General features: G+C 50.6%; 11 protein-coding genes. All 11 read right to left on the bottom strand.

Features of this window, described 5'->3' with window-relative positions:
* Positions 1-81: 81 nt before the first annotated feature.
* Positions 82-1335, bottom strand: coding sequence for a lipoprotein-releasing ABC transporter permease subunit LolE (gene lolE, locus ACWA5Z_RS08530; protein WP_431051444.1), 1254 nt, complete (start codon positions 1333-1335; stop codon positions 82-84).
* Between the two features lie 16 nt (positions 1336-1351).
* Positions 1352-2038: a lipoprotein-releasing ABC transporter ATP-binding protein LolD gene (lolD, locus tag ACWA5Z_RS08525; RefSeq protein ID WP_431054321.1), complete on the bottom strand. Its 687-nt coding sequence runs from the start codon at positions 2036-2038 to the stop codon at positions 1352-1354.
* Between the two features lie 48 nt (positions 2039-2086).
* Positions 2087-3271, bottom strand: coding sequence for a lipoprotein-releasing ABC transporter permease subunit (locus tag ACWA5Z_RS08520; RefSeq protein WP_431051442.1), 1185 nt, complete (start codon positions 3269-3271; stop codon positions 2087-2089).
* 12 nt (positions 3272-3283) lie between these two features.
* Positions 3284-4228 (bottom strand): 2-hydroxyacid dehydrogenase, encoded by a 945-nt coding sequence (locus tag ACWA5Z_RS08515; protein ID WP_431051440.1) that lies wholly within the window; start codon positions 4226-4228, stop codon positions 3284-3286.
* Positions 4229-4315: 87 nt separating this feature from the next.
* Complete coding sequence (locus tag ACWA5Z_RS08510; RefSeq protein WP_431051438.1) at positions 4316-5149, bottom strand: SirB1 family protein; 834 nt, start codon at positions 5147-5149, stop codon at positions 4316-4318.
* 18 nt (positions 5150-5167) lie between these two features.
* On the bottom strand, positions 5168-6028 hold the full coding sequence (gene prmC, locus ACWA5Z_RS08505; protein ID WP_431051437.1) for a peptide chain release factor N(5)-glutamine methyltransferase: 861 nt from the start codon (positions 6026-6028) through the stop codon (positions 5168-5170).
* Between the two features lie 82 nt (positions 6029-6110).
* Positions 6111-7193, bottom strand: a complete 1083-nt coding sequence (gene prfA / locus ACWA5Z_RS08500; RefSeq protein ID WP_431051435.1) for a peptide chain release factor 1 — start codon at positions 7191-7193, stop codon at positions 6111-6113.
* A gap of 97 nt (positions 7194-7290) precedes the next feature.
* Positions 7291-8607: a glutamyl-tRNA reductase gene (gene hemA / locus ACWA5Z_RS08495; RefSeq protein WP_431051433.1), complete on the bottom strand. Its 1317-nt coding sequence runs from the start codon at positions 8605-8607 to the stop codon at positions 7291-7293.
* 181 nt (positions 8608-8788) lie between these two features.
* Positions 8789-10252: an efflux transporter outer membrane subunit gene (locus ACWA5Z_RS08490; protein ID WP_431051431.1), complete on the bottom strand. Its 1464-nt coding sequence runs from the start codon at positions 10250-10252 to the stop codon at positions 8789-8791.
* A gap of 32 nt (positions 10253-10284) precedes the next feature.
* A complete protein-coding gene (locus ACWA5Z_RS08485; RefSeq protein WP_431051429.1) occupies positions 10285-11409 on the bottom strand; it encodes an ABC-2 transporter permease in 1125 nt (374 codons plus the stop codon).
* A gap of 1 nt (position 11410) precedes the next feature.
* Positions 11411-14173, bottom strand: a complete 2763-nt coding sequence (gene rbbA, locus ACWA5Z_RS08480; protein WP_431051427.1) for a ribosome-associated ATPase/putative transporter RbbA — start codon at positions 14171-14173, stop codon at positions 11411-11413.
* Positions 14174-14200 lie beyond the last annotated feature (27 nt).

Raw genomic sequence — 14200 nt, 5'->3', positions numbered from 1 at the left:
GCTAATTTATCAATAAAGTGAAAATCAGGTTGTAAGTCTAACATTTATCTTTGCACTAGTAAACTAGTTCATCAATACAAATCAATAACTGCTCAACACCGCCGCCGGTTGTAATTTTGCCGCCCTTGCTGCCGGATAAAGACTGGCGATCAAACTCAGCAGCAACGCGGAAAGCAGCACTAAACCGACATCGTTCCAGTGCAACTCACTCGGCAGGAAATCAACAAAATAAATGCCGTCGGATAAGATTTGAGTGTGCAGCAAGGCTTCAATACCTTTAATTATCCCGGTTAAATTTAACGCCAACAGCACCCCGAGCATAATCCCGATTAAGCAGCCTTTCATACCCGACAATAAACCGTAGCTGATGAAAATACCGCGGATAAAGCCGTTATTCGCGCCCAAGGTGCGCATAATCGCAATATCGCCCTGCTTGTCTTTCACCGCCATAATCAAGGTGGAAACAATATTAAAACACGCCACCCCGATCACCAGCACCATGGCGATATACATCACGCTACGGATCATCTGAATATCGCGGTACATATAGCCGAATTTACCGAGCCAGCTGGTGGCGGTCAGTTGCTGCGGATAATCATGCAGGCTGCTGTAATCGATTTGATTGACCTGAAACGGATCGCGCAACGCGATTTCAATGCCCGTCGCTTGCCGTGTGGTCATGCCTAAATATTCACGCGCGGTGGCAATCGGCAGCAAAGCAAAACTGTGATCCAGTTGTCCGTCTAAACGCAAAATGCCGCTGACCGGCAAACGAAAGCGCCTCGGCTGACTGCTCGCCATATTATCGCTCGCCTGTGACAACAGCAGCGACACGCTATCGCCGACCTGCACATCCAATTCGCGCGCAATGGCTGCACCGAGAATCAAGCCCGATTGCGCGCCGAAATCCGCCCAACGGTTATCCTGCACAAACTGCCCCATTGCGCTGACCTGATCTTGCAGATTTTTCTCCACTCCACGCAATTGCGCCACTTTCAAACGGTTGCCGTTTTCGATCAACGCAGTGAAACTGACATAGGGCGCAATGCCTTTCACTATCGGCTGCGAAGCCAAACGTTGCGCCAAGTTTTGCCAATCGTGAATTTCGCTCGCTTGGTTCGCGCTTTGATAGGCATTAATTTCAATATTCGGCACCACCGCCAACACACGCTGGCGCAGTTCACGTTCGAAGCCGTTCATTGCGCTTAAACCGATAATCAGCACCGCCACCCCAAGCGCAATGCCAAGGGTGGAAAATGCCGAAATCAGGCTGACCAAGCGGTTATTCTGTTTGCCGCGTTGATAACGCCAGGCGATAAAAAAGGGCGTATTCATTTTATTCACTCCCTTTTTACTGATCCGCGCGCAATACGCCGTCTTGCATCACCATGCGGCGCGACAGCTTGTTGGCAAGATTCATATCATGGGTGACCAACAAAAAACCGATCTGCTGTTCTTGATTCAGTTGTTGAATCAGCTCAAAAATACTTTCTGTGGTTTTGCGATCCAAATTGCCGGTCGGTTCGTCGGCAAGCACCAGCGCCGGACGATTGACCAAGGCGCGCGCAATCGCCACCCGTTGCCGTTCGCCGCCGGACAATGCCGACGGGCGGTGCGAAGTGCGGTGCGACAGCCCGACCGCACTTAACATCTGTTCGGCACGATCTCCGGCTTCGCTTTTATTTTGTCTCCCAATCAGCAACGGCATCATCACATTCTCAAGTGCGGTAAAATCCGCCATCAGATGATGAAATTGATAAACAAAGCCCAAATAACGGTTGCGCAATTCCGCCAATTTATCGGCGGACAGCGCAAACACATTTTCACCGTTCAGCACCACCTCGCCGCTATCGGCGCGATCCAAACCGCCCAACACATGCAGCAAGGTGCTTTTTCCCGATCCCGAACTGCCGACAATCGCCACCAGTTCGCTCGGCTGCATGGCAAAGCTGACCCGTTTCAACACCTCGGTTCGGTTGTCGCCCTCTTGATAGGATTTGCACAGATTACGGCACGCCAAAAGTGCGGTTTTATTCATTGTTTGTGGCAGGATCTGGTTCATAATCGTTCTCAATTATTGGTAGCATTATTCGTAACGTAGTGCGTCGGCAGGCTCGATTTTGGCTGCACGATAAGCCGGATAAAGGGTGGATAATAAGGTTAAACTTAAAGTGACAAGCACAATCAGCGCCAGTTGCGCCCCGTCGAACAGCACCGGCAAAGCAACCGCACTTTGACTGAGTGCGCTGATAATCCGATTGATATATTGCGCCACCACTACGCCCAAGCCGCAACCGAGCAACGTGCCGATCAGCCCGACCAATAAGCCCTGAAAAATAAAAATCTGCATTACCTGCCGTTTTTTCATGCCTTGGGTTTGCAAAATCGCAATTTCGCCCTGTTTATCCAGCACCATCAAGCTCAAGGAAGTGACGATATTGGCAATCGCCACCACGATAATCAGCCCGATCAGCAAGCCCATCATGTTTTTTTCCATCGCCACCGCTTGGAAAAATTCGCCTTTCTGTTCGCGCCAATCAGCGATTTTCCACTCGTTTGGCGGGAAATAATCTTGGAGTTCGGTAATTTTAAACGGATCGTCGAGGAACAAGCGAATACCTTGCACTTCCTCCGGCGGAATACGCAGCAAACGCCCGACATCTTGAATATTGGCATACACTTGGCGTTGATCGCTGTTCATGCCGCCGTTCAGAATGGCGGAAACGGTAAACAAGCGCTGCACCGGCACGCGCCCGAACGGGGTATATTGGCTGTTCGCCGCCAACATCACCCGCACTTTGTCGCCGACCTTCAGTTTGAGCTCGTTTGCCAACGTTGTGCCAAGCAAAATATGGTAATCACTCGGCGCCAGTAGTTGCGTCAAATCCAATTCGTCCCATGTTAAAATCGGATCGTCTGCCACATCGGACACGCCGATAATCCGCGCGGCGCCAAGTCCCGTAGCACTTTGCAAAATCACATCGCTGTTGTTGATCCCGACCGCACTTTGCACAAATGGCGGCAATGGATCCAAGTTAAAATCCGCCGCCAAATTGCCCGCTAACGGTTGAATCACCGCATGCGGCAAGGTGCTGAGTACATTTTCTTTTTGTTGCTGTTGCAAACCGTTCATCACCGACAGCACAATCACCAACGCCATCACGCCCAGCACAATGCCGATACTGCCAAGCCAGGTCACCACGCGTCCGAAACGATCCGCACTTTTGGATCGCCAATAACGCCATGCGATAAACAGCGGTACAGAACTCAATTTGGCTCCCACTTATTTTAAACTCGCGGCGAACTGCTCAATATTATCACGCACTTTGCCGACTAAAATTTCCACCGCCGAATCCGCCGCCCAGGCGATATGCGGTGTCACCAGCAGATTCGGCAACACTTTTGCCGCTTCCATCACCACATTGCCTTTTTCCGGCGGCTCTTTGATCATCACGTCAATCGCCGCGCCACCGAGCTGACCGTTCTTTAATGCCGCAACCAAGGCGTTTTCATCAACCAATGGTCCACGTCCGGTGTTGATTAAAAACGCGCCTTTTTTCATTAATGCCAAGGTTTCCGCGTTGATTAAATTTTGTGTGGTAGGGGTGAGCGGGCAATGCAACGTCACGAAATCCGCTTGCGCCAAGACTTCATTAAACGGCGTATAACCGTCGCGGCAGGTGGCGGCGTCTTTGTGTTCGGCATATAACACTTTCATGCCGACCGCACTTGCCAAATGTCCGACCTCGCTGCCGAGATTGCCTTTGCCGAAAATGCCAATCACCGAATTGCGCACGTCGGTGAGCGGATAATCAAAATAGCAGAACTGTTTGTTTTCCACCCAACGATCAGTCAGTTGATCGCGATACCAACCCATTAAACTGTGTTTCAAGGCAAAAATCATACCTAATACGTGTTCCGGCACGCACACCGACGAATACCCGGCAACATTTTTAACCGTGATCCCCAACTCTTTGGCGGCTTCCAAATCGACGTTATTGGTGCCGGTGGCGGTGACGGCAACCAATTTTAAATTCGGCAGCTGTTGCATTAATTCTTTGGTAATCAGCACCTTGTTGGTCACGGCAACATCGGCGCCTTGTAAACGCCCAAGGGTCTGTTCCGGATCGGTCGCGGCATAAGCGATCCATTCATGTTCAATAGCCGGACGGGGAATCGGAATGTGTTTCGGTAAAGAACTGCTGTCTAAATGCACAATTTTTAACATAGGTCGCTCGCTTAGTTAAGTTGAAATAAGAATAAAAGGTTGTGATCAACCCCTTAAGCCAATCACAACCGCACTTTGATTAATCGGTTAATGAACCGAATAGTTGACGTCCAGCCCGCCCATAATTTGATCGCGTAATAAATCGGCCATCGGATCTGTCGGACAGCGTTGTACAAAAAATCTAAAATCCGCCACGGCCTCTTTGGTACAGCCTAAAGTTGCCATTACCAAACCGCGATCACGGATTTCATACGGGTTTTTCGGATTCAATTTTAAGCGCTCATTGATATAACGCAGTGCTTCATCCGTCCGCTCTTCACGGATCAGACCGTTTTTAAGATGTTGCGCCAAGTGTGCTTTCAGCGTTTCCAGCGCTTTGTCATCCGCCGGGGATATATCGTAGATTTCCGGCAATTTATAAAACCCGATATAGTCGGCAATCCACTGATTCAGTACTTCTTGCTGCACGGTTTGCCCGTCGACAGGATTAATCAACAGCATTTTCCCCTCAATGTCGGCGCGCAATAACAGCTGTGTCGAAAAATTCACCGGAAAGAGCGGTAAATTCAGGCGTTCTGCCAAGAACAAAACCAATGCGCCGAGGCTGAGATCCGCACCTAATTTTTTCTCAAGCAACTTATCAATCAATAAACAATCCGCCGGGAAATGATAAGGATCTTCATCGCAAACAAATGCCCAATCCTGATAGACCAATTGCATTAATTGCTGAATTTGCGCCTGCAAATCTTGTGTTTGATCAATTGCCGTCCGTGCTTTTTCTGCCAACGCGTCCAATTGCGCCGATACATGCCGCACCTGCGGTTCGGCTTGGGTGATTTCATAGACTTCAAGCAAATAAGTCATTAATGCTTGTTGTGATTGCCGTTGTTGCTCGCTCAATGGATAAAATTCTATTTTCATCTTATCAATCTCTTAATATTAGTTAGGAAAACGTGCCAATGTCACCCGCTCATTATTACCGTAATCTTTAATCGTCTCAATAGCTTGCCAGTGATATTTTTGGAATAAAGATCGCACTTTTTGCCCTTGCTGCCAACCATGCTCCAATAATAACCAGCCGCTTGGTTTTAAATACTGCAAGGCATGCTCGATAATATAGCGTAAATCCGCATAGCCTTGTTCTTCGGCGACCAATGCCGACAATGGCTCAAAACGTACATCGCCGTGAAAAAGATGTTCATCTTGTTCGTCAATATAAGGCGGATTACTGACAATCATATCGAATACACAATTTTGATCAAGTTTACTGAACCAGTCGCTTTGCAAAAAAGTAACATTGCGAATCTGATTTTTAAACTGATTTTCCTGCGCCAATGCCACCGCCTGCGCTATTTTATCCACGCCGACCACCTGCACCGCGTCCGCAAATTCCTGCGCCAACGCCAACGCAATGGCGCCTGAACCAGTGCCTAAATCCAAAATACGATACGGTTTGACCGCACTTTGCGCCAAATCCGCTGCAATCAGGCTACGGGCTTTTTCGACCAACACTTCGGTGTCGGGGCGCGGGATTAAAGTGTGCGGGGAAACCTTTAACGACAGCGACCAGAACTCTTTTTCACCCAGAATATAAGCCATCGGTTCACCGTTGAGCCGGCGCTGTAAAAGTGCGGTCAGGCGTTGCCGTTGCCCGTGATTTAATTCGCTTTCGCCGAATGCCATAATCGAGGCGCGGCTGCGTTGGGTTACCTGTTGCAATAACAGTTGTGCATCGAGTTTAGCGCTCTCGCTGTGATGAAGTTGTGCTTGTGCAAATTCAAGCCATTGTTGATAGGTCATTGTTTGCTCGCTATTTCAAGCAAGGAATTTGAGGCGGGGCAAGCCCCACCCGAGATTTATTTTGCTGTTGAAAAAAGGGATTCTAATTCCCTTCCGACAACGCCGCCAGCTGATCGGCTTGGTATTCGGTGATAATCGGCTGGATCAGCTCTTCCATTTTGCCGTTCATCACTTCGTCCAAGCGATATAACGTCAGATTGATACGGTGATCGGTAACCCGCCCTTGCGGATAGTTGTAAGTACGGATCTTATCGGAGCGATCACCGCTGCCGAGCAAATCACGGCGGGTGCTGGAGACTTCCGCTGCGCGGCGTTCTTCTTCCGCTTTGACAATCCGCGCCGCCAACACCGACATCGCTTTGGCTTTGTTTTTATGTTGCGAACGCTCGTCCTGACACTCGACCACGATTCCGGTCGGCAAGTGCGTGATCCGCACCGCCGAGTCGGTGGTATTAACGTGCTGTCCGCCCGCACCGGAAGAGCGGTAGGTATCAATTTTCAGATCGGACGGATTGATCTCCGGCAATTCCGATTCCGGCAGTTCCGGCATTACCGCGACGGTGCAAGCGGAAGTGTGAATCCGCCCTTGCGATTCGGTTTTCGGCACGCGCTGCACCCGATGTCCGCCGGATTCGAATTTGAGCTGTCCGTACACGCCGTCGCCGCTGACTTTCATGATAATCTCTTTATAGCCGCCCTGCTCGCTTTCGTTGGCACTCATCACTTCCACCCGCCAACGTTTAAGCTCGGCATAACGGCTGTACATACGGAACAGATCACCGCTGAAAATGCCCGCTTCGTCGCCACCGGTGCCGGCGCGGATTTCCAGAAAGCAGTTGTATTCGTCATTCGGATCTTTCGGCAACAGCAACACTTGCAGCTGTTGTTCCACCTGCTCGATTTCGGCCCGCGATTCGTCGATCTCTTCCATCGCCATTTCGCGCATACTCGGATCGTCCAGCAGCATTTGCGCTTCTTCCAAGTTGCTTTGCAATTTGTTCCAGCGGCTGAAACACTGCACCACATCTTCCAGCTGCGCATACTCTTTGGAATAGGCGCGGAATTTGTCTTGATCGTTAATCACGCCCGGATCGCCCAACAGGGCTTGCAGTTCTTCGTAACGCTCTTGTAAATTTTCCAATTTGGTAATAATTGACGGTTTCATTGGATTCCTTAAGTATGAAACAGATAAATCCTAGCTATTTTAGCTGAAATTTAAGAGAAATGCTGATCAAAATCAGCCAATCGGGCAATTCGATTCACTAGTTTTCGTGTTCGGTGCCGACATCGACAATGCCAAGTGCGGTTGAAAAGTGTTGTAAACCCTCACTGTCGCCGGATTTCACCAAGCCTTGAATCGCTTGGGTCGGCGCATGCAACAAACGGTTGGTGAGTTTGTAACTCAACTCCTGTAACACTTTTTCTTGATCTTGCCCCTGTTGAAGTGCACTCAGGGCTTTGCTTAGCAAGGCTTGCCGCGTTTCTTCCGCTTGATCGCGATATTTACGGATCAAATTCGAGGATTGGTGCAGTTTCAGCCAATGGAAAAAATCTTGGCTCTCCTGTTGAATAATCTGCTCCGCCTGTTCGGAGGCTTTTTGCCGCTGTGCCAGATTATGCTGAATAATGTGTTGCAAGTCGTCCACGCTGTAATGATAGACCGCGTCAACCTCCGTGACCTGTTCTTCCACATCGCGCGGCACGGCAATATCAATAATCAACATCGAGCGGTACTTGCGCTGTTTTTGCGCCTGTTTCACCATTTCCGCCGTGATCAGCGGTTGATCGCTGGCGGTCGAGGTGATCACGATATCGGCGCGGTTAAGCCCCTGTTGCAACTGATCCAGCGGCAGCAATTGCATTGCACCGACCCGTTCGCTCAACGCTTGCGCACGCTTCAACGTGCGGTTGGCGATAATAATTTTCTCCGCCCCTTGTTGGAACAAATAGCGGCTGACCAGTTCAATGGTTTCCCCTGCCCCGACCAGTAAAATCGTCAGCGGTTGCAACGAGTCGAAAATCTGTTTTGCCAGGCTGGTCGCCGCATACGCCACCGAAACCGCACTTCCGCCGATGTCGGTTTCGCTGCGCACCCGTTTGGCGGTGGCAAAGGTTTTTTGGAACAGACGCGAAAACTCGCCGCTGAGGTTTTGCCGATAGACGCTTTCGCTGGCTTGGTAGGCTTGCTTCACCTGCCCCAAAATTTGCGGTTCGCCCAAAATCAACGAATCCAAGCCGCACGCCACCCGCATTAAATGGCGGGTCGCCGCCGAATTTTGCGCCAGATAGAGATTATCACGCACTTGATCCGCACTCAGCCCGTGAAACTGCACAAACCATTGGATAATCCGCTCCAGCCATTGCTGATTTTGCGCGCTCTCTTCTTGCGGCGAGATGTGGCGGTTATGCAGATATAACTCGGTACGGTTGCAAGTGGACAACACCACCGCACTTTCCGCCAAATCCGTCTGCCGAATCTGCCGCAACGCCGACAGCCGCTTTTCATCACTGAAAGCGACTTTTTCGCGCAGCTCGACCGGTGCGGTTTTGTGGTTGATACCAAGTGCCAAAATTGCCATAACGGAAACAGCCTACCCATTTCGGGTAGGTTTTTTTATAAATCCTTTATCTATAAAAGAAAATCGTCGTCATAATAACAATGATCAGGACGACGAAAAGAGACTGGCATTTTAATAAATTGTTATAGATTGAGCAAACCGAATCGAAGGTTATTTTGATTCAGCCCCGATTTTTTATCTATTATTGCGATAGTTTTTCCTGCGACGACGGCTCGGCTTGCCAGCCGCCGCCAATCGCTTTGTACAAATTCAGCAAATTTTGTCCGGCGGCTAACCGCACTTTCAGCAGATTTTGCTGATAATCCAATGCGTCCAAACGCGCCCGCAAAGCAACATCCAGCGTTTTATCGCCGTAACGGAACAATTTCTCCGAATCCTGTGCTTGCCGTGCGGCTTTTTGCTGTGCGTGGTTTAACCAGCGAATCTGGTTGGTTAAGGCAAATTGCGCCTGATAACTGCTGTCCACTTCGGCTAACGCCTGTAACAACGACTGATCATATTGCAAAAGTGCGGTTTGCAAGCGCGCGTCCGCCGCCTGAATATTGGCGTCGATCCGCCCCGCGGTGAAAATCGGCAGCTGCACGCCGATACTGCCCAAACCGCCCCAACCTTTCAGTGCCGGCAAATCGCCGTCCAGCTCGATCCGCCCGGTTTGCCATAAAAATTGAATATCAAAGCGCGGCAACAAATCGGCTTTGGCGCTGGCTAATTTGGCGGCATACGCCTGTACCGCGGCGGCATTGGCGCGGATATCCGGGCGTTGTGTCAATAAACTGCCCGGCTGTTGTCCCTGCGGCGGTTGCGGCAAGCGTTGCAACAGATTGGCTTGCCGCATTTGCTTGATATTCAGTTTAAAGCCTTGCGGCACTTGCCCGCTCAGCACGGCAATACTGCGCTGATAAGCGTCAAACTGTGCTTGCAAACCGGTTTGTTGCGCTTGCAGCGCGTCGATTTTCGCCGCGATTTCATTTAATTCATAAGCATTGACTTGCCCCGCCTCGAAACGCCCCTGAATATAACGTTGCAATTGCTGCAAGGTATGTAAAGTGCGGTTGAGAATCTGCTGTTGTTGCAACACACTTTGGGCACGCAAATAGTCATCGGCAATGTCACTGGCAACCAGCATTTGCGTACCGTAAACCCGCTCTTGCGCGCCCAATTCGGCATATTTGGCGGCATCGACGTCACTGCGTTTTTGCCCGAAAATATCCGGTTCCCAAGAGGCTGCCACGCCACCCAAAATCGCATGCCCTTTGGCGGAGAAATCATCATTGCCCGTCACTTGGCGTACTGCTGGCGGCAGATTATTATCCAGTTGCATGCGCTGCCCGCCCAAACTGCCGCTGGCGCCCACTTTCGGCGCTAACTCGGCGCCCGCCAGCGCAGAGATCGCCCGTGCTTCCTGCAAGCGGCTTTGTGCGATCGCCAAATCGAAATTTTGTTGCAATCCGCGTTCAATCAATGCCGTCAATTGCGGATCACGCCACTGCCGCCACCAACGGCTGATTTGTTGGCTGCCTTGCGCCGCGGCGGTCTGTTGATACTGCGACGGCAACTCAATGTTGGAATCCAACGCCACCTGCGTATTGCTGCAGGCGGTTAGATACAACGAAAGTGCGGTTAACACCCAATAATGCTTTTGCATAAGCTGATCCTTATTCTTTTCTCGCCAAGCGATTAATTCTGCCGTGCCAACATCGAACGGAAACGCACGATTGCCAGCGTCACAAAGCCGGCGCCCATAATCGCCATTATCACCAAGCGGTGCCAAATCGTTTCCCAACCGGCGCCGCGAAACAGCACGTCCTGGCTGATCGCCACAAATTGGGTCAGCGGCGAAAACGACATGATGTCCTGCACCAACGGCGGCATGCTCTCAAACGGCGAAGTACCGCCGGAAAGCAGATACAACACGATATACACCGGAATGCACAGCAGGCTGAATTGCGGCATGGTCGGCGCTTGCGTCGCCAAAAACAGCCCCAAGCCCGCCACCGAAAACAGATAAACCGCTTCACTGAAGGCAAACAACCACAGCGAGCCGTTAATCGGGGCGCCGATGATTTTATGCACCACAAAATAGAGCGACAACATCGCCGCCACTAAAATCACCAAGCTATTGGCTAAAATTTTGGAAAAGGCGATTTCACTGGCGGACACCGGCATCACCAATAAATGTTCAATCGTGCCGTGTTCGCGCTCGCGGATCACCGCCGCGCCGACCAAAATCAGCGCCAACAAACTGGAGTTGCCGGTGATCTGGGTGGTCGGCATAAACCATTCGGTCAATAAATTGCTGTTAAACAGCACATTCACCACCGGTTCAAACGGCAACAATTGCGCACTGTCGGGCAAGCCTAAAAATTGATTGATTTGACGGCTGATAATTTGATTCAAATAATTCGCGCCGACGCCTGCTTGCGTCATCGCGGTCGCATCGACCAGCAATTGCAGTTGCGGTTGTTTGCCTGCCAACAAATCGACGGCAAAATTCGGCGGAATAGTGAGAACAAAGATATACTCGCCGTTATCCATGCTCGAATCGATCCGATCGTCATCGATTTCCACCACCTGTTTGAAATAAGGCGGCAAAATCACATCGCGTAATTGATAAGAAAGTGTCGAATGGTCTTGATCGAACACCGCGACCGAGGCGTTTTTCACCTCGGTGGTGACGCTTTTGCCGATCGAATAAATGGTGAAGGTGAACATGATCACCACCAGCCCGATTAGGGTGACGTCGCTAAACAGGCTGCGCAGTTCTTTCATCGACAAATAATACACATTTTTTAACCACTGCATGTTATTTCTCCTGTTTCTTCAACAACAGACTGGCGGCAGTCAGGTAAGTGACAAAAAACAGCAATAACATGCCGTATAACGGGATAAAGCCGGCGAATCCCAACCCTTTGGTGAAAGCGCCGAGGCTAATCAAGTTGTACCAACTGGTCGGAAAACTCCACCCGATCCAATAACCGGCGCCGGTTAAGGTGGACATCGGATAGAGGAAACCGGAAAAACTGACCGCCGGCACCATACTGATGATCGCCGAGCCGAAAATCGCCGCCACTTGCGATTGCACAAAGGTGGAAACCAGCAATCCAAAGGCAGTGGACGCCAGAATCAAACCCAAGGCGCCCAAGCTCATTGCCCAAAACGAGCCTTTCAACGGAACCCCGACCACAAAAACGGTTAACCCGATCAACACCAGATAACTGAGCAAGGATAACAGCACGTACGGCAGTTGTTTGCCCAATAGATATTGTGTGACCGATGCCGGCGAGGCATATAAATTGGTGATCGAGCCGATCTCTTTTTCGCGCACCACGCCAAGTGCGGTCATCATGCTCGGCACCATCATCAAGGTCAGCATGATCAAGCCCGGCGAAATCGCGTTCACACTGTTAAACGCCTGATTATACATAAACCGCACTTCCAGATCGTACGCCCCCTCCAAGTCGATCCCTTGCTGACGATAGAGCTGCTGCACATATTGCAGCAGAATGCCCTGACTGTAACCGGCGATATTTTCACCGCTAAACGGCATTGAGCCGTCAACATAGAGCGCCAATTGCGGTTTGCGTCGTTGCAACAAATCGCGCCCGAAATGAGGCGGAATTTCCAGCGCCAACCGCACTTTGCCGCCTTTCAGCAAGCCGGAAAGGGTCTGTCTGTCCGGCACTTGTTCCAATAATTCAAAATAATCCGAGGCGGAAAACTGCTCCAATAATTGCCTGCTATGATAGCTTTTATCTTGATCCCAGACGGCGAATTTCAGATTGGTGACATCGAACGAAATCCCCCAACTGCCCGCGAGCAGCAGCACCACCGGACCGAATACCGCAAACAGCAGCCGAATGCGGTCGCGCAACAATTCCTTGCCTTCGCGGATGGCAAACGTCCAAATAATATTGAACCAATAACGCAACCCGAACGAGAGTTGCAATTCCGTATTTTTCCCATTGCCGTGCGGCGATTTTTCCGTTTCCGCTTGCCTGTTCTCGGTATCTGTTGGCGCCTGTTTATCCTCTTGCTCCTGCAAAAACAGGATAAAAGCTTGTTCCAACGTTGCCGCGTTTTTCTCTTTTTGCAATGCTTCCGGCGTGCCGACGCCCAGCACTTTGCCGCGATCCATAAACGAGATCCGATCGCAGCGCTGCGCTTCGTTCATAAAATGGGTGGAAACAAAAATGGTAATCCGATCTTGGCGCGATAATCTCAACAAATATTGCCAAAACATATCGCGCGCCGCCGGATCGACGCCGGAAGTCGGCTCATCCAAAATCAACACTTCGGGATGATGTAAACACGCCGCCGCCAGTTGCAACCGTTGCCGCACCCCGAGGGAAAGTGCGGTCGGCTTGCTTTCCGCCACCTGGTTCAATTCAAATTGGCTCAAGGCTTGTTTCACGGCGTCCTCGCCCTGAGCGCCTTCCAATTGATACAATTTGGCGTGCAGCACCAAATTTTGGCGCACGCTTAATTCTTCGTACAAAGAAAAGGATTGCGACATATAGCCCACCCGTTTGCGGGTTGCCATATCGCCGGCATCGACACTTTTGCCTAACAACTTGGCGCTGCCCGAGGTGGCGTCAAGCAAGCCGGTCAGCATTTTCATGGTGGTGCTTTTACCACAGCCGTTAGAGCCTAAAAAGCCGAAAATTTCGCCTTTGGCAATGCTGAAACTGACGTTATCGACCGCGGTAAAATCGCCGAATTTTTTGCTTAAAGCGTGAGCTTCAATCGCCGGCGGCGAATCGGCTTCCGGCTCAAATGGCGGGATTCGGGAATCGTTCCAATCCGTTTGTTTCTCTTGCGGCAGGAGTTTGATATAGGCTTGTTCCAACGTATCGCAGCCGCTTTGCCGCAACACCTCGCGCGTGGGTTTATTAACCAATAATTTGCCGTCGTCCATCGCCAACAGATATTCAAATTGCTCGGCTTCGTCGATATACGCCGTCGCCACAATCACCGTCATCTCGGGATTTTCTTGCCGCAGTTCGTTGACCAAACGCCAAAATTGCCGGCGCGACAACGGATCAACTCCGGTGGTCGGTTCGTCTAAAATCAGCAATTGCGGATTGTGCACCAACGCACAACAGAGACTGAGTTTTTGTTTCATGCCGCCGGACAGTTTGCCCGCCGCGCGTTCGCGAAACGGCAGTAATCCGGTTGCCTGTAATAAGCGTCGGATACGTTGCTTGCGCTGCCGGCGATTCAAACCGAACAAGCGCGCGTGAAAATCAATATTTTCATCGATTGATAAGGTGGGATAAAGGTTTTTGCCTAAGCCTTGCGGCATAAACGCCACTTTGGTCGAGAGTTCATGCCGTTGCGTTGCGTCGGCTTGATCCAAACCCAATACATGAACCGAACCTTGTTGAATCACTTTGACTCCGGCAATCAAAGATAATAATGTCGACTTGCCAACGCCGTCGGGGCCGATTAAACCAACGGTTTTCCCGCGCGGCAAGCTGAACGAGACGTTATCTAACGCTTGTAATTTTTTATAGTGGTGTGAAACCTGTTCCAGTTTAACTGCTTGGACTTGAGAATCCGCCGGCATAATCACCTTCCTGCTCACCGTCAATCT

The organism is Testudinibacter sp. P80/BLE/0925, from assembly GCF_053570785.1.
The sequence above is the reverse complement of the archived record's forward strand: the minus strand, read 5'-3'. Positions and strand labels throughout refer to the sequence as shown.